Below are 18122 nucleotides of genomic sequence, written 5' to 3' on the forward strand. Positions count from 1 at the left end.
GCCCCGGTCCCCCGGCCGGGGCGCGTCCGTCCTCAGCCGTCGGTCCTGGCGACGCCGATGGGGCAGGAGAGGCCGGTGCCGCCGATGCCGCAGTAGCCGGCGGGGTTCTTGTCCAGGTACTGCTGGTGGTAGGGCTCGGCGGGCCAGAAGGGGGTGGCGGGGCGGATCTCGGTGGTGATGGGCCCGTGGCCGGCGCGGGTGAGGTGGGGCTGGAAGGCGTCGCGGGTGGCTTCGGCGGCGGCGAGCTGGGCGGGGGAGTGGGTGTAGACGGCGGAGCGGTACTGGGTGCCGAGGTCGTTGCCCTGGCGGAAGCCCTGGGTGGGGTCATGGGACTCCCAGAAGACCTTGAGCAGCTGCTCATAGCCGACCTTGGCCGGGTCGAAGACCACCCGGACGGCCTCGGTGTGGCCGGTGTGGCCGCTGCACACCTCCTCGTAGGTGGGGTTGGGGGTGTGCCCGCCCTGGTAGCCGACCAGAGTGGTCCAGACGCCGGGGGTCTGCCAGAAGCGCCGCTCGGCGCCCCAGAAGCAGCCCAGGCCGAAGTCGGCGACCTCCAGGCCCTCGGGATAGGGGCCGAGCAGGGGGTTACCGAGCACGGTGTGGCGGTCCGGGACGGCGAAGGGGCGCTCGGCGCGGCCGGGGAGGGCTTCGTCGGCGGTGGGGATGCGGTTCTTGAAGCGGTTCAGCAGCATCGGGGAAGCCTCCGGTCGGCGAGTCGTCTGCTGACCACAACGCGCGGCGGGGGTGGGAGATTTCCCCCGGCGGACGCAGTCGTACCGGGCACCACGCTGCGGCGCGATGGTCACGGCCGTTCCCGGGCTACGCTCGGACACCATGAGCGACCAGCACGGACAGCAGCAGTACGCCTTCGAGACCCTTGCCATCCACGCGGGCCAGGAGGCCGACCCGCAGACAGGAGCGGTGGTCCCGCCCATCTACCAGGTCTCCACCTACAAGCAGGACGGCGTCGGCGGCCTGCGCGGCGGCTATGAGTACAGCCGCTCCGCCAACCCGACCCGCACCGCGCTGGAGGAGAACCTCGCGGCGCTGGAGGGCGGCCGGCGCGGGCTGGCGTTCGCCTCCGGCCTGGCCGCCGAGGACTGCCTGCTGCGTACGGTGCTGAAGCCGGGCGACCACATCCTGATCCCCAACGACGCCTACGGCGGCACCTTCCGGCTCTTCTCCAAGGTGCTGCAGCGCTGGGGCGTGGAGTGGTCGGTGGCCGACATGCACAACCCGGAGTCGGTGCGCGCCGGGGTCCGCGCCACCACCAGGGTGGTCTGGGTGGAGACGCCGAGCAATCCGCTGCTGGGCATCGCGGACATCGCCGTACTGGCGCAGATCGCCCGGGACGCGGGCGCGCTGCTGGTGGTGGACAACACCTTCGCCAGCCCGTACCTCCAGCAGCCGCTGGCGCTGGGCGCGGACGTGGTGGTGCACTCCACCACCAAGTACATGGGCGGTCACTCGGACGTGGTCGGCGGCGCCCTGGTCACGGCCGACGCGGGTCTGGGCGAGGAGCTGGCGTACCACCAGAACGCGATGGGCGGGGTGGCCGGGCCCTTCGACTCCTGGCTGGTGCTGCGCGGCATCAAGACGCTCGGGGTGCGGATGGACCGGCACAGCGAGAACGCCACCCGGGTCGCCGAGATGCTCACCCGCCACCCCTCGGTGGTGCAGGTGCTCTACCCGGGGCTGCCGGAGCACGCCGGGCACGAGGTGGCGGCCAAGCAGATGAAGGCGTTCGGCGGCATGGTGTCGTTCCGCGTGGCGGGCGGCGAGCAGGCGGCCGTGGAGGTGTGCAACCGGGCGCAGCTGTTCACCCTGGGCGAGTCGCTGGGCGGCGTGGAGTCGCTGATCGAGCACCCGGGTCGGATGACGCATGCCTCGGCGGCCGGTTCGGCGCTGGAGGTGCCGGCCGACCTGGTGCGGCTGTCGGTGGGGATCGAGTCGGTGGACGACCTGCTGGCGGACCTGGGCCAGGCGCTGGGCTGACACGCCGGAGGGCAGGACGCACAGGCGGCGGTGGCGGGCCCGGATCAGCGGCTCGACACCGTCGCCTGCGCGTCCTGGGGGCCTCCGCCGCTTCCGCTGCCGCGGCGGCTCCCGCTCCCGCTGCCACCCCAGCTTCCGGTCTCGCCCCCGCCCCCGCTTTCGCTGCCGCCCCCGCTGCGGCTCCCGCTCCCGCTCCCGCTTCCGGTCCCGCTCCCGCCCCAGCTTCGGTTCTCGCCCCCGCTTCCGCCGCCACTCCCGCTTTCGCTGCCACTCCCACTCCCACCTGAGTAGGACTCCATGGAGAGGTTGAAGCGGGCGAGCAGTTCGCAGAAGGACTCCCGGTCCTCCTGGGGCCAGTCGGCGATCAGCCGCCGGACGAGTTCCTGCCGGCTGGTCCGTACCTCCTCCAGCCGCTCCCGGCCGAGCGGGGAGAGGGCCAGGAAGACGGCGCGCTTGTCGTCGGGGTTCTGCACCCGTTCGACCAGGCCCGCGTCGACCAGCGGCGCCACCTGCCGGGTGACCGTGGAGGAGTCGATGACCAGGGCGTCCGCGAGGGCCTTGACGCCCATCGGGCCTTCCCAGTCCAGTCGGTTGAGTACCAGGAAGGCGGCGCGGTCCATGGAGTTGCGCTGGGCACCGACGCCGCCGATGCGGACCTGCTCGACCCGGCGGGCGAAGATCGCCACCTGGTACTGCAGGCGGTCGTGGAGGGTGTAGTCCGAGGTCATGGGCGGCTCGCGTTGTCCGGTCGGTGCGGTGCGCCACGGCCCTGGGGACCGGGCAGACTCTGAGAGTACGCGCGTCGACCCCTTGCACGTAACGCCCCGAACCGTGTGAACTTTCCCCCCGTACGCCGAGCGGCACCATCCGGCCGGGCGCGGCCGGTCCCCCTAGGCTGGGGCCATGCACAGCTGGCCGATCACCGTGGACGACGTGCGCGGTGCCCACAAGATGCTCGCGGGCGTGGCCCGGGTGACCCCGATGGAGGGCAGCCGGTACCTCACCTCCCTCGTCGGCGCCCCGGTCCACCTCAAGTGCGAGAACCTCCAGCGCACCGGCTCCTTCAAACTGCGCGGGGCGTACGTCCGGATCGCGGGCCTGTCGCCGGTGGAGCGCGCCGCCGGGGTGGTCGCGGCCAGCGCGGGCAACCATGCGCAGGGGGTGGCGCTGGCCGCCGCGCTGCTGGGGGTGCGCTCCACGGTCTTCATGCCGGTCGCCGCCCCGCTGCCCAAGGTGGCGGCCACCCGGGACTACGGCGCCGAGGTGCGGCTGCACGGGCAGAACGTCGACGAGTCGCTGGCGGCGGCGCAGGACTTCGCGGACTCCACCGGCGCGGTCTTCATCCACCCCTTCGACCACCCGGACGTGGTGGCCGGACAGGGCACGGTCGGCCTGGAGATCCTGGAGCAGTGCCCGGAGGTGCGCACCATCCTGGTGGGGGTGGGCGGCGGCGGGCTGCTCGCCGGGATCGCCGCCGCGGTGAAGCCGCTCCGCCCCGATGTGCGGGTGGTCGGGGTGCAGGCGGCGGGCGCCGCCGCGTATCCGCCGTCGATGGCGGCCGGGCATCCGGTGGCGCTGGAGTCCTATGCGACCATGGCCGACGGCATCATGGTCGGCCGACCCGGCGATGTGCCGTTCGCCGTGGTCAGCGCGCTGGCAGACGGCGTACGGACGGTCACCGAGGACTCCCTCTCGCGGGCGCTGCTGCTCTGCCTGGAGCGGATGAAGCTGGTGGTGGAACCGGCCGGGGCGAGCCCGGTTGCCGCGCTGCTCCAGGACCCGGAGGCGGTGGAGGGTCCGGTGGTGGCGGTGCTCTCCGGCGGCAACATCGACCCACTGCTGATGCAGCGGGTGCTGCGGCACGGTATGGCGGCGGCCGGCCGCTATCTGTCGCTGCGGCTGCTGCTCAGCGACCGGCCGGGTGCGCTGGCGACGCTGCTGGGGGTGCTCTTCCGGGCGGACGCCAATGTGCTGGACGTGGCCCATGTACGGACCGCGCCCGAGCTGGGCGTGGCGGAGGCCGAGGTGGACCTGCACCTGGAGACCAAGGGCCCGGACCACTGCGCGGCGGTCCTCGCCGAGCTGCGGGAGGCCGGGTACACGGTGCTGCGCCAGGGCTGACGGCCACCCGGTGCACAACGGCAGGAGGGCGGCCGGGGCTCAGCCGCTGTACGGCTTGGCCTCCACGATGTTCACGGTGGCGTTCTTGCCGTTGGGCAGCTCGTAGGTGGCGTCCTCGCCGACCTTCTTGCCGTTGATGGCGGTGCCGAGCGGCGACTGCGGGGAGTAGATGTCCAGGTCGTCGCCGGCCACCTCGCGGGAGCCGAGCAGGAACGTCATGGTGTCATCCGGGTCCCCGTCGAAGGCGACGGTGACGACCATGCCGGGGGCGACCACGCCGGAATCCGACGGCGCCTCGCCGACCTTGGCCTTCTCCAGCAGCTGGGTGAGCTGGCGGATACGCAACTCCTGCTTGCCCTGCTCCTCCTTGGCCGCGTGGTATCCGCCGTTCTCGCGCAGGTCACCCTCTTCACGGGCCGCCTCGATCTTCTTGGCGATCTCCACGCGTGCGGGACCCGACAGATAGTCCAGCTCGGCCTTGAGCTGGTCATACGCCGCCTGGGTGAGCCAGGTGGCGTTATCGCTGGTCTGGGTCACAGGTGCTCCTCGTCGGTACTCGGCTGTACTACAAAGCAACGCCCACTCCCGTGCCGGCCCGGCTCGGAAGGGGCGAAACCACGAGCGTAACAATTTCTTGGGGGTGAGGGGGAGTGGCTGACTGCGCACTGCTACCCGGCGGCTGCTCTGCGCATGCCCAGCCCCACGGTCGACTATGCCTCACGGCTCCGACAATCGGGGCGTGCGCCGGTGCGATCGGCGCACGCCCCGGCGCGTCGGCGCCCGGCCGTCGGCCCGTTCGGCCGTGGGCGTCAGCCGTGGGCGACGCAGCCCAGCAGCTCGGCCGTGGTGCCCGGGTGGACCGTGCGGATGGTCACATCCTTCTCGAAGCCGGTGCCGCCGGCCGGGACCGCCACATCCAGCTGCCCGACCACATCGCCGTCCGCCGACTGCGACCGCAGGGTGCAGACCCCGCTCACGCCGTCGCGCTTCTGCACCGACAGATGCGCCCGCACGGCCGTGTCGGAGGTCACCTCGAAGGTCGGCACCTCCCCGTGCATCCGGGTCTCCCGCACCAGGTAGGAGGTGCCCAGCCAGGCGATCAGGCCCAGGAAGAGCACCCCGCAGACCACGGCGGCGACCCGCAACCGCCGGTCGGCACCGGCGTCACCGCCGCCGGAATGCCCGGCCTTGCCGTACCGGCCCTCGGGGAGCCTGGGCGCTGTGGTGCTCATCTGATCGTTCCTTCCCCGGCAGGGCCGTGGAATGTACGGGCCTCCCAGTCCGTCACTATAGGAGTGGCCGACCCCGACCGGACGCGGTGGGGAGGCACGGGATGGATGCGGAAGGAAACAGGCGTTGACTGAGCAGCTGCGACTGATGGCGGTGCACGCCCACCCGGACGACGAGTCCAGCAAGGGCGCCGCCAGCATGGCCATGTACGTCGCCCGAGGGGTGGACGTGCTGGTGGCCACCTGCACGGGGGGAGAGCGCGGTTCCATCCTCAACCCCAAGCTCCAGGGCGACCCCTGGGTGGAGGAGAACATCCACGAGGTCCGGCGGAAGGAGATGGACGCGGCCCGCGAGATCCTGGGCGTCAAGCAGGCATGGCTGGGGTTCGTCGACTCCGGGCTGCCCGAGGGCGACCCGCTGCCGCCCCTCCCGGAGGGCTGCTTCGGCCTCCAGGAGGTGGAGAAGGCCGCGGAGCCGTTGGTCCGGCTGATCCGCGAGTTCCGGCCGCATGTGATCACCACATACGACGAGAACGGCGGATACCCGCACCCGGACCACATCATGACCCACAAGATCACCATGGCCGCCTTCGAGGCCGCCGGCGACCCCGACGCCTACCCGGGAACCGGTGAGCCCTGGCAGCCGCTGAAGCTCTACTACAACCACGGCTTCCCGATGGGCCGCATCCGCGCCCTGCACGCGTACCTCACCGAGCACGGGCACGACTCCCCGTACGGCGAGTGGATCGAGGGCTGGGAGAAGAGCGGCCGCAAGGAGCGGGAGGTCACCACCCAGGTGGAGTGCGCCGACTTCTTCGAGGTCCGGGACCGGGCGCTGATCGCCCACGCCACCCAGATCGACCCCGACGGGCCGTGGTTCCGCGTCCCGCTGGAGGTCCAGCGGGAGGTCTGGCCCACCGAGGACTTCGAGCTGGCCCGCTCCCTGGTCGACACCTCCCTCCCGGAGGACGACCTCTTCGCCGGCATCACCGCCGACATCACCGTCTGACCGACACCCCGGTGGCCCGGCCCGGCCGTGGCCGGGCCACCATAGAGAGGTGACCACCCCCATGACCGACCCCGCCGCCCTCTCCCACCTCACCACCCTGGCCTTCGAGAAGAACAAGGTGACCCCCGGCCTGCTGGGCTTTGTCGTCTTCGCCGTGCTCGGCGCCGCCACCTGGCTCCTGCTGAAGAACATGAACCGGCAGTTCGGCAAGGTGGACTTTATCGAGGAGCCCGAGCAGCCCGACGACGCCGCCCCCCGCAACCCCGAGACCACCCGCAGCGCCTGACCAGCTCCCCCCGGACCCGGCTATCCCCCTCGGCCGGGTACCCCTCCTGCCACCGGTGCCAGTGAACTCGCAGACCGAGTAGTCCGGGACGCTCACGTCTCTCTGATCATCACGCGGCTCCCGCAGAGCTTCGACCAGTCGTCGCGGTCGGAGGTCAGGACAACGACGGGCGTCGGGGTGTAGCTGGACAGCCCCCGGCGACCGGTCCGAGAGCGGGAGCTCACTGACCAGGTCGGCGGGCATGGAGACAGAGATGTTCTCGGTGGTCCCAGCTCGAGTTCGTCCAAGCGAGGCAGCGCCTGCGCGGGCTTCGCCGACGGGGTTGGGCATTGTGAGAGGCTGGCTCTGTGAACCGGTTGGCTGGTGTGACCTCGCCTTATCTGCTTCAGCATGCTGAGAATCCGGTCGACTGGTGGCCTTGGGGGCCGGAGGCTTTCGAGGAAGCGCGACGGCGCGATGTACCCGTTCTGCTGTCGGTCGGCTACGCAGCGTGTCACTGGTGCCATGTGATGGCGCACGAGTCCTTCGAGGACGACGTGGTGGCCGGGTACCTCAATGAGCACTTCGTGGCGGTGAAGGTCGACCGCGAGGAGCGGCCCGACATCGACGCCGTGTACATGGAGGCGGTGCAGGCTGCCACCGGGCGGGGTGGCTGGCCGATGACGGTCTTCCTCACGCCCGACGGTGCGCCGTTCTACTTCGGCACCTACTTCCCGCCCTCCCCCCGGCACGGCATGCCGTCCTTCGGGCAGGTGCTCCAGGGGGTGACCGCCGCCTGGCAGGAGCGGCGCGACGAGGTCGGGGAGGTCGCCGGGCGGATCGTGGCGGACCTGGCCGAGCGGGCGTCGGTGTTCGGGGCCGGTGGGCATGCGGCCCCCGGTGAGGCGGAGCTGCACCAGGCCCTGATGGCCCTCTCCCGGGAGTTCGACCAGAAGCGCGGCGGCTTCGGCGGCGCCCCCAAGTTCCCGCCGTCCATGGCGCTGGAGTTCCTGCTCCGCCACCACGCCCGCACCGGCTCCGACGCCGCCCTGGAGATGGCCGAGCGGACCTGCGAGGCGATGGCCCGGGGCGGCATCCACGACCAGCTGGCCGGCGGCTTCGCCCGCTATGCCGTCGACGCCGCGTGGGTGACGCCGCACTTCGAGAAGATGCTGTACGACAACGCGCTGCTGCTCCGGGTCTATCTGCACCTGTGGCGGGCCACCGGCTCCCAGCAGGCCCACCGGGTCACGCTGGACACCGCCGGGTTCCTTCTCGCCGAGCTGCGCACCCCCGAGGGCGGCTTCGCCTCCGCGCTGGACGCCGACAGCCCCGACCCGGCCACCGGCGAGCCCACCGAGGGCGCCTACTACCTGTGGACCCCCGAGCAGTTGGCCGCCGAGCTGGGCACGGAGGACGGCCACCGGGCCGCCGAGCTGTTCCGGGTCACCGCGTCCGGCACCTTCGACGGCGACACCAGGCCGCTGGGCGGCGAGGGCCCGTCGGTCCTCCAGCTCCCCGAGGACCCCCGCGACCTGCCCTGGTACGAGTCGGTGCGCGGCAGGCTGCTCGAAGCCCGGTCGCGCCGCCCCCGGCCGGCCCGCGACGACAAGGTGGTCGCCGCCTGGAACGGCCTGGCCATCGCCGCCCTCGCCGAGGCCGGCGCCCTGCTGGAGCGGCCCGACCTGGTCGAGGCGGCGCTGGCCGCAGCCGACCTGCTGCTGGCCGTCCACCTCACCGCCGACGGCCGGCTGCTGCGCACCTCCCGCGACGGCCGCCCGGGCGAGGCGCCCGGCGTACTGGAGGACTACGCGGATGTCGCCGAGGGCTTCCTGGCCCTCTACGCGGTGACCGGCGACGCCGAGTGGCTGGAGCTGGCCGGCGGCCTGCTGGACACCGTCCTGGTGCACTTCACCGACCCGGCGAGCGGCGCCCTGTACGACACCGCCGACGACGCCGAGCAGCTGATCCGCCGCCCCCAGGACCCCACCGACAACGCCACCCCGTCCGGCTGGACCGCCGCCGCCGGGGCGCTGCTCGGCTATGCCGCGTACACCGGCTCGGACCGCCACCGCACCGCCGCCGAGCGGGCGCTGGGCGTCGTCGGGGCGCTGGCCGCCCGCGCGCCCCGCTTCATCGGCTGGGGGCTGGCCGTCGCCGAGGCGTACGCCGACGGGCCGCGCGAGGTGGCCGTGGTCGGCCCGCAGGACGACCCCGCCACCGCCGTACTGCACCGCACCGCGCTGCTGGCCACCGCCCCGGGCGCGGTGGTCGCGGTGGGCGGGCCGGACGGCTCCGAGGTGCCGCTGCTGCGCGACCGCCCGCTGCTGGACGGCCGCCCGGCCGCCTATGTCTGCCGCCACTTCACCTGCGACGCACCCACCGGCGACGCGGCGGTGCTGGCCACGACCGTCGGAGCCCATGTGCAGTGACGGCGCAGGACTGAGTGACGGCGCAGGACTGGCCGGTGCAGGGCCGGTCGGCGCAGGGCCTCAGCGCGGCGCCCCGCTCGGGGGCGGGACGATGTCCAGGCCGCGCTCCAGGGTGTCGAAGCAGCGGGTCAACAGGTCGACCAGGTCCTCACGGTCCTCCTGCTCGGCCCAGTAGAGGATGGCCTCGGTGGTGGCGGCCATGAAGGCCGAGACGGCGACCCGCATCTCCATGGTCGGGGCCACACCGGTCCGCTCGGCCAGTACGCCCAGGATCATGTCGCGCGGCTGCCCCGACTGCGTCGCCATCCGGGCGCGCAGCGCGGGCACCTGGTTGACCAGCCGCATCCGGGTCAGCAGCTCCTCGCGGTCGGACTTGAACGCCTGGCGCAGCAGGGCCAGCATCGTCTGCCGGGCGCTGGTCACAAAGGGTTCGCCGGCGGGGCGGGCCCGCAGGGCGGCGACGATGGCGGGGTCGTACTCGTCGCTGAGGACCAGGTCCTCCTTGGTGGCGAAGTAGCGGAAGAAGGTGGACGGGGAGACCTCGGCGGCGGCTGCGATCTGGTCGACCGTGGTGGCGTCGTAGCCCTGCTCGGCGAAGAGCCGGTAGGCCTCGCGGCGCATGGCCTGCCGGGTCTTCAGCTTCTTGCGCTCGCGCAGCGACAGCGGCGCCTCCAGCAGCTCCTGGAGCTCCTTTGCCTCGTGGCCCTCCTGGACGCCCCGGCCCTCCCGGACCGCATCGCCGCCCCCGGTGGCGGTCCGGGCGGTGGCGGTCCGGGAGGGGGCGGCGGGTGTCGGCTGCGCGGCGGTCATACAGGTGATTCTCCGCGATCACCGGCGGTCGCGGCCAGCGGCGGGGTGCCCGGCCCCTCCGGAGCGGGCACGGCGGCGGTGGCGGCCCGGCCGGGCATCCGGGCGCCGACCAGGACTGCGGAGAGCAGCCCGACCACCCCGGCGACCAGCAGCACCCGGTCCATGGCGTGGATGTACGCCGCGTGCGCGGAGGCGGTCAGGGCGGCGTCGTGCAGCTGCCTGGCGACCGCGTCGGCGGCGGCCACCGAGTCGTGGGCGACCCTGGCCGCTGCGGCGGGCAGACCGCTGGTGTCCAGCCGCGCGGTGTACGCCCCGGCCAGCAGGCTGCCGAAGATCGCGACCCCCAGCGCGCCGCCGACCTGGCGCAGCGTCTGGAGCAGCCCGGAGCCCACTCCGGCCCGATCGGGCGGCAGTGTGGCCAGCGCCGCGCCCATGGCGGGGACGATGGAGAGGCCCATACCGAGGCCGAGCAGCGGCAGCCAGACGGCGGTGAAGCCATAGCCGTCGCCGGTCTGGGTACGGCTGCCGAGCAGCAGGGCGGCGCCGATCACCACCAGGCCCGCGGTGATCACCGGTCGGGGGCCGAACCGGACGACCAGCCGTTCGGCGAGCCTGGCGGCCACCATCAGGCCGCCCATCATGGGCATCAGCCGCAGCCCGGTGCCGAAGGCGTCGCTGCCCAGTACGGCCTGGAGATAGAGCGGCAGGACGAAGAAGCCGCCGAAGAGGACCAGCGAGACCAGCGTCGCGGCCAGCGCCGACCAGCGGTAGCTCCGGTCGCGGAGCAGCGAGAGGTCGAGCATCGGCCGCTGCTGGCGCAGGCTGCGCAGCACCAGCACGGTGATTGCGGCGACCGCGCCGCCCAGCGCGGTGACGACCGGGACGTCGTCCCAGCCCCGGCCGGGAGCCTCGATGATGCCCCAGGTGAGGGCGGCCAGGCCGCCGGCGGCCAGCACGGTGGCGACCGGGTCGACCCGGGGCGCGGCGGGGTCGCGGGATTCGGGGATCAGCAGCAGGCAGGCCGTGATGCCGATGGCCACCAGCGGCAGGTTGACCAGGAAGATCGACCCCCACCAGAAGTGGTCCAGCAGCAGGCCGCCGATCAGCGGGCCGAGCGGCATCCCGGCGGCGAGCGCGGAGGCGAGGGCGCCCACGGCGCGGCCCTGCTCGGCGGGCGGGAAGAGCCCGGGGATCACCGCCATGGAGAGCGGCATGATCAGCGCCCCGCCGACGCCCATCGCGGCGCGGGCGGCGATCACGGTGCCGGGGGAGTCGGCGAGCATGCCCAGCAGCGAGGCCGCGCCGAAGAGGACCAGGCCGACGGTGAGCATCAGGCGGCGGCCGAACCGGTCGCCGAGCAGACCCGCCGGGAGCATCACGGCGGCGAAGACGACGGTGTAGCCGTCGATGATCCACTGCTGCTGGCTGGTGGACGCGTGCAGCTGGGTCGCCATGGTCGGCAGGGCCACATTGAGGATGGTCATGTCGAAGCTGATCACCAGCACGGCGAGCACCACGGCGGCCAGCGCCCACCAGCGGCGCGGGTCTGGGGTGGACATGGGAGACCTCCGAGAGTCGATGTCTTATGAGGGTAGCTCTCAAAAGATGGCGGGTGTCAATGCGGATGGGTCTCCATGCCGAATTGTCCGGATGTTGACGCCCCGTTCTCCTGCTGGAATTCCGGCGGTGTCACGCTGGGTAGAGAACGGGTGTCGGCTGAGTCATACCATCGGGCGGCGGCAGCGGAGGGAGGCGGCGATGGGCGGGCGGATTCTGGGTGGCGCTGCGGCGGTCGGCGCGGCGGTCGGTGCGGGCGGCTCCGTCGTGGGCGCCTATCTGCTCGGCGGCCGGCTGCTGGTGCTGGCCGTGGCGGCGGCGGGCACAGGCTGGGCGATGGGGCAGGTGGCCCGCGCCTGGGCGGTGCGGCCGGGTTCGGCGCGGCCCGGGGCGGCACGGCCCGGGGCGGCACGGCTGGGTTCGGCCAGTCCGGGGGCGCGGCGGCGGCTGGGAAGGCGCGCGGCCCCGGCAGCGCGCGGGGCGGCTGCCGGGGCCGATGGGGTGGGAGCGGTCGGGGGTCTCGGGGCGGTCGGGAGCGTCGGTGCGGGCGGAACGGCGGAGCACTGCGAGCGCTGCCGCCGGGCGCGGGAGGCGCGGGAGGCGCGTGCTCAGCTGGTGGCGGAGTACGCCACGATCGACACCCCCACGTACTGGACGATGAAGGCGGCCAGCGTGAAGGAGTGGAAGACCTCGTGGAAGCCGAACCAGCGCGGTGACGGGTTGGGCCGCTTGAGGCCGTAGATCACCCCGCCGGCGCTGTAGAGCAGCCCGCCCAGCACGATCAGGACCAGTACGGCGACACCGCCGGTCTTCAGGAAGTCGGGCAGGAAGAACACCGCCGCCCAGCCCAGCGCCAGATAGCAGGGCGTGTAGAGCCAGCGCGGCGCCCCCACCCAGAAGACCCGGAAGCCGATCCCGGCGAGCGCCCCCGCCCACACCAGCCAGAGCAGCATCTCGCGCTTCCCGCCGTGCAGCAGGAGCAGGGTGAACGGGGTGTAGGTGCCCGCGATGATCAGGAAGATATTGGCGTGGTCGAGCCTGCGCAGCACGGCCTCGCCGCGCGGGCCCCAGGTGAAGCGGTGGTAGATCGCGCTGACCCCGAAGAGCAGCCACGCCGACACCGAGTAGACGGTGCACGCGACCCGCGCCTGCGGGGACCCGGCCAGGCAGATCAGCACGATGCCGCCGATCACCGAGGCGGGGAACATGCCGGCGTGCAGCCAGCCGCGAAGTCTGGGCTTGACCGGACGCGCGCCCTCGATCGCAGCGTCGACGGCGGCGTCGGCGGCGTCGGCGGCGTGATCGAGGGCGGCGAGAGGGGCGGCGAGGGGGGCGTCCGCCGGGGCGGGCAAGGGCTTCGGGGTGTCCTCCGCTGTCATGGCGACATGCTACCTACGGCACCGTAGGTTACCGTTAGGTATGACGTGGTGATCGTCACTCTGCCGGCCGTACCGCCGCCGCAACCGCCACGCTCCGCAGCGCTCGATGCCACGGATTTTCCGGTTCGTCGCCCGTTTGATCACCGGAAAGTCACGGAAGGAGCCCTTCTGACGCGAGGGGCGCTATGTCGCTTTAAAACCCACGGAGATACCCTGCCGACAACCCTCAACCCCAACGCCGGCTCAAGGATGAGCCGACGTGAAACGGAGCGATCGTGCCGTACGAGAACTCTGCCCCCGGCAACTCCGCCCCCACCGAGCACAAACGACTTCTGGCCTGGGTGAGCGAGATCGCGGAACTCACCCAGCCCGACCGCGTCGAGTGGTGCGACGGCTCGGAGGAGGAGTACCAGCGGTTGTGCGACCTGCTGGTCGAGAAGGGCACCTTCACCAGGCTCAACCCCGAGAAGCGCCCCAACTCCTTCTACGCGGCCTCGGACCCCAGCGATGTCGCGCGCGTCGAGGACCGGACTTTCATCTGCTCCGAGAAGGAGGAAGATGCCGGTCCCACCAACAACTGGAAGCAGCCCGAGGAGATGCGCGGCATCTTCCGTGAGATCTTCCAGGGCTCCATGCGCGGCCGCACGATGTATGTCGTGCCCTTCTCCATGGGCCCGGTCGGTTCCCCGCTCTCCGCGTACGGCGTGGAGATCACCGACTCCGCGTATGTCGCCGTGTCCATGCGCGTGATGACCCGCATGGGCCAGGCCGTGCTGGACCACCTCGGTACGGACGGTGACTTCGTCCGGGCCGTGCACAGCGTCGGCGCCCCGCTGGCGGAGGGCCAGGCCGATGTCGCCTGGCCGTGCAGCAGCACCAAGTACATCTCGCACTTCCCGGAGACCCGCGAGATCTGGTCCTACGGCTCCGGGTACGGCGGCAACGCCCTGCTCGGCAAGAAGTGCTACGCGCTGCGCATCGCCTCGACCATGGCCCGCGACGAGGGCTGGCTGGCCGAGCACATGCTGGTGCTCAAGCTCACCCCGCCGACCGGTGCCCCCCGGTATGTCGCGGCGGCCTTCCCGTCCGCCTGCGGCAAGACCAACCTGGCGATGCTCCAGCCGACCATCCCGGGCTGGAAGGTCGAGACCATCGGCGACGACATCGCCTGGATGCGGTTCGGCGAGGACGGCCGGCTGCACGCCATCAACCCGGAGGCCGGCTTCTTCGGCGTCGCCCCCGGCACCGGCACGGCGACCAACGCCAACGCGATCGACACCCTGTGGGGCAACACCGTCTTCACCAATGTCGCGCTGACCGACGACGGCGACGTCTGGTGGGAGGGCCTCACCGAGGAGCCCCCGGCGCACCTCATCGACTGGCGCGGCAACGACTGGACCCCGGAGAGCGGCACCCCCGCCGCCCACCCCAACGCCCGGTTCGCCGTCCCGGCCGCCCAGTGCCCGACCATCGCCCCCGAGTGGGAGGACCCGGCCGGCGTCCCGATCTCGGCGATCCTCTTCGGCGGCCGACGGGCCAGCGCCGTCCCGCTGGTCACCGAGTCCTTCGACTGGCAGCACGGCGTCTTCCTGGGCGCCAACGTCGCCAGCGAGAAGACGGCGGCGGCCGAGGGCACCGTGGGCGAGCTGCGCCGCGACCCGTTCGCGATGCTGCCGTTCTGCGGCTACAACATGGGCGACTACTTCGGCCACTGGATCAAGCTCGGACAGCAGGCCGACCCGGCCAAGCTGCCGAAGATCTACTACGTGAACTGGTTCCGCAAGAACGCCGACGGCAAGTTCGTCTGGCCGGGCTTCGGCGAGAACAGCCGCGTGCTGAAGTGGATCATCGAGCGCCTGGAGGGCACCGCCGAGGGCGTCGAGACCCCGATCGGCATCCTGCCGACCGAGGACACCCTCGACCTCAAGGGCCTGGACCTCACCCAGGACGACCTGGAGCTGCTGCTCACGGTCGACCCTGAGATCTGGAAGCAGGAGGCCGCGCTGATCCCCGCCCACCTGGAGCTCTTCGGCGACCACACGCCGCGCGAGCTGTGGGACGAGTACAACAAGCTCGTCGAGCGGCTCGGCTAGCAGCGGCCGGCAGTCGTACACCGTACGGCCGGAGCCTCGGCCAGGCGATCCCCCGACCGACGATCGCCTGGTTCGGGACTCCGGCCGTCGGCGTCCCGCCGCCCCGCCCGCAGCGCGGTCCAGGAGCCTCAGGCCGCACGCAGCGCCCGGCAGGCCGCCTCATGGGCGTCCATCCGGGTGCAGGCCAGCATCGCGGTGGCGGTGTCCTGCTGGGCGGCGGCCACCACCAGCACCCGCCCGGCCAGCGTATGGGCGCGGGCGTGCAGCTCGGCGAGGGAGCCGGCGGCGGCGGAGTCGGGGAGGTGGCGGACGCGCAGCGGCTCCCCGGCGGGGGAGAGCTCCGCGATCCGGTCGCCGATCCGCTGCGCCGCGCTCTCCAGGTCGGCCCGCTGGCCGCCGAGCGCCGGATCCGGCGCGGGTGCGGCATCGAGTGCGGCGGCGGTGGCCCGGCGCAGCTCGGCGGTGGCGGAGAGCAGCGCGTCCAGGTGCCCGGCGAGCTGTTGCCGCAGGTGGGCGGGCCGGTCGGCGGGCACGCCGGTGTGGTCGCTGCTGTTGTGGTGCGCCGTGCGGGGGCGCGCGGCGGCCGCCATCGGGGCGGACTCCCGCATGGTGTGCACGGACTTGTGGCGTATCGGCTCGTACATGGATGCCCTCCTTACGGTGAGTGCATCCCATCCTCACGTGGACCTGGACTTGGACCAAGTCTAAATCAAGGCTGGGTGTAGCCCTGGAGGAAGGCGCCGATCCGGGTCACCGCATCCACCACCTCCTCCGGCCGGGGCAGCGTCACCAGCCGGAAGTGGTCCGGCTCCGGCCAGTTGAAGCCGCTGCCCTGCACCACCAGGATGTGCTGGGACCGCAGCAGGTCCAGCACCAGTTGCGCATCGTCCTTCACCTTGTAGACCCGAGGGTCCAGCCGGGGGAAGGCGTACAGCGCCCCCCGGGGCTTGACGCAGCTGACCCCGGGGATGTCGTTGAGCAGCGTCCACGCCGCGTCCCGGGACTCCAGCAGCCGCCCGCCCGGCAGGATCAGATCCCTGATCGACTGCCGCCCGCCCAGCGCCGCCGCCACCGCGTGCTGGGCCGGCATATTGGCGCAGAGCCGCATATTGGCCAGGATCGACAGCCCCTCGACATAGCTGGAGGCATGGTCCTTGGGCCCCGACAGCGCCATCCAGCCCGAGCGGAACCCCGCCACCCGGTACGCCTTGGAGAGCCCGTTGAAGGTGACGCAGAGCAGGTCGGGCGCGAGCGAGGCGGTCGGGGTGTGGGTGACCCCGTCGTAGAGGATCTTGTCGTAGATCTCGTCCGAGTAGACCACCAGCCGGTGCCGGCGGGCGATCTCCACCAGGCCCTCCAGCACCTCCACCGGGTAGACCGCACCGGTGGGGTTGTTGGGGTTGATGATCACGATGGCCCGGGTGCGGTCGGTGAGCTTGGCCTCGATGTCGGCCAGGTCCGGGTACCAGTCCGCCTGCTCGTCGCAGCGGTAGTGCACCGCCGTACCGCCCGCCAGGCTCACCGACGCCGTCCAGAGCGGGTAGTCCGGCGCCGGTACCAGCACCTCGTCGCCGTCGTCCAGCAGCGCCTGCATGGCCATCTGGATCAGCTCGGAGACCCCGTTGCCGAGGTAGACGTCCTCCACCGTCAGCCCGTGCAGGCCGCGCTCCTCGTAGTGCATCACCACCGCGCGGCGGGCCGCCAGCAGCCCCTTGGAGTCGCCGTAGCCGTGCGCGGTGGCCAGGTTCTTGAGGATGTCCTGGAGGATCTCCGGCGGCGCCTCGAAACCGAAGATCGCCGGGTTGCCGGTGTTCAGCTTCAGAATGCGGTGGCCCTCGTCCTCCAGCCGCATCGCCTCGTCGAGCACCGGGCCGCGAATGTCGTAGCAGACATTGGCGAGCTTGCTGGACTGGATCACCTGCATGCCGGTCACTGTACGGGCCGGTCGCGGCGCTCGCCCCGTGGTGTTCACCACCTGGACCCGATCTCACCCATGTGCCCCAGTGCCGAGCCCGCCGCCCTTTGCCGCGCAGGCGTCGGCGGGCGAGGCACTAGGATCGCCCCGTTCGAGGGGGGAGCGCATCATGCTGCATCCGGACATCCCCGGGGCGCTGGCCGGCGCCGCGATCGGCCTGCTCAGCGGGGGGCGGCTGCGGGCCGCCGTGGCCCGCCACACCGACCCGCCGCCCCGGCAGCTCCCCGTCCGGGCCGCCGCCGTCGCCTCGCCGGCCCTGCTCGGCGCAGCCACCGGCCTCACCCCCGTCGCCGCCGCCCTCGGCTGGGCGGCGCTGCTCGGCGTCGCCCTGGCCTTTGTGGACGGTGCCGTCCACCGGCTGCCCAACGCCCTCACCCTCCCCGCCTTCGCCGGCACCGCCCTGCTGCTCACCGCCGCCGCCCTGCTGGACGGCCGCCCCGGTGTCCTGCCGCGCTGCCTGCTCGCCGCGCTGGCCCTGGGCACGCTCTACACCGCGCTGGCCCTGGTCGCCCCCGTCGGCCTCGGCGACGCCAAGCTCGCCCCCACCCTCGGCGCCCTCCTCGGCTGGTACGGCTGGGCCACCGTCTTCGCCGGACTGCTCACCGGCTTCCTGCTCGCCGGGCTCTGGGGGGCCGCCCTGCTGCTCACCCGCCGCGCCAAGGGTGCCGACCCCCTCCCGTTCGGCCCGTTCATGCTGCTCGGCGCCCTGGTCGCGGTGGTCCTGGCGGCCTGACCGATCAGGAATCGAGAAGCGCCGCTCCCCGAGGTCACCTAGCGTGACCGTCAGGACGTCCCGGAGCCGTCGGCCGCCCACCCCGTGGGGTGCAGACTTGTGAGGCCGACTGTCGGTTTGCGGCTCGACGTCCTTTTTGACCACGACCCACGACCTCAGGAGTGACCATGACCGGCTCTTCCACCCAGGGAATCAAGACCGTGCTGCATCCCGTGTCCGACCTGGCGGCGGCCAAGGCCGTGTACGCCGCGCTGCTCGGCGTGGAGCCGCAGGCCGACTCGTCCTACTATGTCGGCTTCGAGGCCGCGGGCCAGCACATCGGGCTGGTCCCGGGCGGTGGACCGCAGGGCATGACCGCACCGGTGGCCTACTGGCACGTACCGGACATCGAGGCGAAGATCGCCGAGGTGACCGCCGCGGGTGCCACCGTGAAGGAGCCCGCGCACGATGTCGGTGGCGGCCGCCTGGTGGCCACCGTCACCGACCCCGACGGCAACGTCCTCGGGCTGCTTCAGGACCGATGA

The 18122-nt window shown here is 72.4% G+C and carries 17 protein-coding genes and 1 pseudogene; 8 read left to right on the forward strand and 10 right to left on the reverse strand.

The window, feature by feature from the left end; translation table 11 throughout:
• Positions 1-32: 32 nt before the first annotated feature.
• A complete protein-coding gene (gene msrA / locus C7M71_RS19140) occupies positions 33-692 on the reverse strand; it encodes a peptide-methionine (S)-S-oxide reductase MsrA (protein ID WP_111490506.1) in 660 nt (219 codons plus the stop codon).
• 142 nt (positions 693-834) lie between these two features.
• Between msrA and C7M71_RS19145 the strand changes: the two genes are divergently transcribed.
• Positions 835-1995: a cystathionine gamma-synthase gene (locus C7M71_RS19145; protein WP_111490505.1), complete on the forward strand. Its 1161-nt coding sequence runs from the start codon at positions 835-837 to the stop codon at positions 1993-1995.
• Between the two features lie 44 nt (positions 1996-2039).
• On the opposite strand, the gene C7M71_RS33255 is transcribed toward C7M71_RS19145, so the two are convergent.
• Positions 2040-2723 (reverse strand): MarR family winged helix-turn-helix transcriptional regulator, encoded by a 684-nt coding sequence (locus tag C7M71_RS33255; RefSeq protein ID WP_111490504.1) that lies wholly within the window; start codon positions 2721-2723, stop codon positions 2040-2042.
• Between the two features lie 175 nt (positions 2724-2898).
• On the opposite strand from C7M71_RS33255, the gene ilvA reads away from it, so the two are divergent.
• Positions 2899-4116, forward strand: a complete 1218-nt coding sequence (ilvA, locus tag C7M71_RS19155) for a threonine ammonia-lyase (RefSeq protein ID WP_111490503.1) — start codon at positions 2899-2901, stop codon at positions 4114-4116.
• 39 nt (positions 4117-4155) lie between these two features.
• Here the strand turns inward: ilvA and greA are convergent, their stop codons facing one another.
• Positions 4156-4653, reverse strand: coding sequence for a transcription elongation factor GreA (gene greA / locus C7M71_RS19160; RefSeq protein WP_111490502.1), 498 nt, complete (start codon positions 4651-4653; stop codon positions 4156-4158).
• A 272-nt stretch (positions 4654-4925) separates the two neighbouring features.
• Positions 4926-5348, reverse strand: coding sequence for a DUF4307 domain-containing protein (locus C7M71_RS19165; RefSeq protein WP_111490501.1), 423 nt, complete (start codon positions 5346-5348; stop codon positions 4926-4928).
• 124 nt (positions 5349-5472) lie between these two features.
• Between C7M71_RS19165 and mca the strand changes: the two genes are divergently transcribed.
• Together mca and C7M71_RS19175 are read left to right on the forward strand one after the other, a co-directional pair.
• Complete coding sequence (gene mca / locus C7M71_RS19170; protein ID WP_111490500.1) at positions 5473-6354, forward strand: mycothiol conjugate amidase Mca; 882 nt, start codon at positions 5473-5475, stop codon at positions 6352-6354.
• A gap of 61 nt (positions 6355-6415) precedes the next feature.
• Complete coding sequence (locus C7M71_RS19175; protein WP_111490499.1) at positions 6416-6640, forward strand: hypothetical protein; 225 nt, start codon at positions 6416-6418, stop codon at positions 6638-6640.
• A gap of 92 nt (positions 6641-6732) precedes the next feature.
• Here C7M71_RS19175 and C7M71_RS31960 read toward each other — a convergent pair.
• Positions 6733-6816: pseudogene (locus tag C7M71_RS31960) on the reverse strand (DNA-binding protein); the annotation flags it as partial.
• A gap of 171 nt (positions 6817-6987) precedes the next feature.
• Here C7M71_RS31960 and C7M71_RS19180 point away from each other — a divergent pair.
• Positions 6988-9051 carry a thioredoxin domain-containing protein gene (locus tag C7M71_RS19180; RefSeq protein WP_114914439.1) on the forward strand — a complete coding sequence of 688 codons (2064 nt, stop codon included), beginning with the start codon at positions 6988-6990 and terminating at the stop codon, positions 9049-9051.
• A gap of 60 nt (positions 9052-9111) precedes the next feature.
• On the opposite strand, the gene C7M71_RS19185 is transcribed toward C7M71_RS19180, so the two are convergent.
• From C7M71_RS19185 to trhA, 3 genes are all read right to left on the reverse strand, one after another.
• The gene (locus C7M71_RS19185; protein ID WP_111495219.1) at positions 9112-9861 is read right to left on the reverse strand and encodes an acyl-CoA-like ligand-binding transcription factor; all 750 of its coding nucleotides are present in this window, start codon (positions 9859-9861) and stop codon (positions 9112-9114) included.
• Positions 9858-11420, reverse strand: coding sequence for an MFS transporter (locus C7M71_RS19190; RefSeq protein ID WP_175607708.1), 1563 nt, complete (start codon positions 11418-11420; stop codon positions 9858-9860). Before C7M71_RS19190 ends, C7M71_RS19185 begins: the two co-directional genes overlap by 4 nt.
• A 606-nt stretch (positions 11421-12026) precedes the next feature.
• Complete coding sequence (trhA, locus tag C7M71_RS19195) at positions 12027-12797, reverse strand: PAQR family membrane homeostasis protein TrhA (protein WP_111494665.1); 771 nt, start codon at positions 12795-12797, stop codon at positions 12027-12029.
• A gap of 275 nt (positions 12798-13072) precedes the next feature.
• Here trhA and C7M71_RS19200 point away from each other — a divergent pair, with 275 nt between their 5' ends.
• Positions 13073-14890: a phosphoenolpyruvate carboxykinase (GTP) gene (locus C7M71_RS19200; protein ID WP_111494663.1), complete on the forward strand. Its 1818-nt coding sequence runs from the start codon at positions 13073-13075 to the stop codon at positions 14888-14890.
• Positions 14891-15018: 128 nt separating this feature from the next.
• Here the strand turns inward: C7M71_RS19200 and C7M71_RS19205 are convergent, their stop codons facing one another.
• Together C7M71_RS19205 and C7M71_RS19210 are read right to left on the reverse strand one after the other, a co-directional pair.
• On the reverse strand, positions 15019-15534 hold the full coding sequence (locus tag C7M71_RS19205; RefSeq protein ID WP_111494661.1) for an SCO4983 family protein: 516 nt from the start codon (positions 15532-15534) through the stop codon (positions 15019-15021).
• Between the two features lie 65 nt (positions 15535-15599).
• Positions 15600-16814 (reverse strand): pyridoxal phosphate-dependent aminotransferase, encoded by a 1215-nt coding sequence (locus C7M71_RS19210; protein ID WP_111494667.1) that lies wholly within the window; start codon positions 16812-16814, stop codon positions 15600-15602.
• A 160-nt stretch (positions 16815-16974) separates the two neighbouring features.
• On the opposite strand from C7M71_RS19210, the gene C7M71_RS19215 reads away from it, so the two are divergent.
• Positions 16975-17598: a prepilin peptidase gene (locus C7M71_RS19215; RefSeq protein ID WP_114914440.1), complete on the forward strand. Its 624-nt coding sequence runs from the start codon at positions 16975-16977 to the stop codon at positions 17596-17598.
• A 167-nt stretch (positions 17599-17765) separates the two neighbouring features.
• A complete protein-coding gene (locus tag C7M71_RS19220) occupies positions 17766-18122 on the forward strand; it encodes a VOC family protein (protein WP_111491970.1) in 357 nt (118 codons plus the stop codon).

The sequence above is a fragment of the Peterkaempfera bronchialis genome (assembly GCF_003258605.2).
GTDB lineage: Bacteria > Actinomycetota > Actinomycetes > Streptomycetales > Streptomycetaceae > Peterkaempfera > Peterkaempfera bronchialis.

Bases quoted from the DNA above. Each gene is read 5' to 3' on its own strand.
- msrA (WP_111490506.1), bottom strand. From the start codon at position 692: ATGCTGCTGAACCGCTTCAAGAACCGCATCCCCACCGCCGACGAAGCC.
- C7M71_RS19145 (WP_111490505.1), top strand. From the start codon at position 835: ATGAGCGACCAGCACGGACAGCAGCAGTACGCCTTCGAGACCCTTGCC.
- C7M71_RS33255 (WP_111490504.1), bottom strand. From the start codon at position 2,723: ATGACCTCGGACTACACCCTCCACGACCGCCTGCAGTACCAGGTGGCG.
- ilvA (WP_111490503.1), top strand. From the start codon at position 2,899: ATGCACAGCTGGCCGATCACCGTGGACGACGTGCGCGGTGCCCACAAG.
- C7M71_RS19165 (WP_111490501.1), bottom strand. From the start codon at position 5,348: ATGAGCACCACAGCGCCCAGGCTCCCCGAGGGCCGGTACGGCAAGGCC.
- C7M71_RS19175 (WP_111490499.1), top strand. From the start codon at position 6,416: ATGACCGACCCCGCCGCCCTCTCCCACCTCACCACCCTGGCCTTCGAG.
- C7M71_RS19185 (WP_111495219.1), bottom strand. From the start codon at position 9,861: ATGACCGCCGCGCAGCCGACACCCGCCGCCCCCTCCCGGACCGCCACC.
- C7M71_RS19190 (WP_175607708.1), bottom strand. From the start codon at position 11,420: ATGTCCACCCCAGACCCGCGCCGCTGGTGGGCGCTGGCCGCCGTGGTG.
- trhA (WP_111494665.1), bottom strand. From the start codon at position 12,797: ATGACAGCGGAGGACACCCCGAAGCCCTTGCCCGCCCCGGCGGACGCC.
- C7M71_RS19205 (WP_111494661.1), bottom strand. From the start codon at position 15,534: ATGTACGAGCCGATACGCCACAAGTCCGTGCACACCATGCGGGAGTCC.
- C7M71_RS19210 (WP_111494667.1), bottom strand. From the start codon at position 16,814: ATGCAGGTGATCCAGTCCAGCAAGCTCGCCAATGTCTGCTACGACATT.
- C7M71_RS19215 (WP_114914440.1), top strand. From the start codon at position 16,975: ATGCTGCATCCGGACATCCCCGGGGCGCTGGCCGGCGCCGCGATCGGC.
- C7M71_RS19220 (WP_111491970.1), top strand. From the start codon at position 17,766: ATGACCGGCTCTTCCACCCAGGGAATCAAGACCGTGCTGCATCCCGTG.